Origin of the sequence: Cyclobacterium xiamenense, assembly GCF_009467825.1 — a bacterium.
GTDB classification, from domain to species: Bacteria; Bacteroidota; Bacteroidia; order Cytophagales; family Cyclobacteriaceae; genus Cyclobacterium; species Cyclobacterium xiamenense.
Genome location: NZ_WIOK01000090.1, coordinates 1 through 617, shown reverse-complemented (window position 1 = coordinate 617; position 617 = coordinate 1). Strand labels below are relative to the sequence as shown.

Annotated in this window: 1 pseudogene; it reads right to left on the bottom strand. The window is 52.5% G+C overall.

From position 1 onward, the window contains the following. Positions 1 to 617, bottom strand: a pseudogene (locus GCU44_RS23055) (SusC/RagA family TonB-linked outer membrane protein); the annotation flags it as partial.

Here is a 617-nt window from a genome sequence, read left to right as displayed (position 1 = left end):
CCCACCATGGCGGTCAGGCTGTGCTTTTCGGGAAGGGAGAATTCGTAATCCGCGTAGGCGTTGAATACGTAGTACTGATTGATATCGTTGACCTCGTTGATGAAATCGTTTCCACTGAATCCGTTGCTGATCGGATTGGCTTCCAGCAGGTTGTTCGACACAATCTCGATCTTGCTGGCCACGTCCTGGGAGTTTCGGTAATTGTAATTATAGGAGAAGTTTCCTTTGATGGTCAGGCCCTTGGCAGGCGTCAGGGTAGCGCCCTGCGTCAGCCAGATATCGTTGCGCGTCCAGGTGGAACGACCACCGTCTTCCAGGTAGGGCCAGAAATTGGTGCCGCCAAAGTACATGCCGATGTACTGCTCGTACTGTTCGCGATCTCCTTGCTGCAGGTAAAACGGCAGGTCCGGAAACTGTATGGGCATGATCGGGTTCACACGCGCCAGGGAGTTGATGTTGACGTCCCAGTTGTAGAAATACGGCTTGTCACTTTTCTGGGTGTTCACCACGATTTTCTCGTCCAGGGTCAGCCAATCGTTTACCTTGAACTCCCCTTTCATCAGCACGTTATAGCGCTTGAAGTTTTCGTTCCGGTCGGAGTCCAGGTAGCCGTCCTT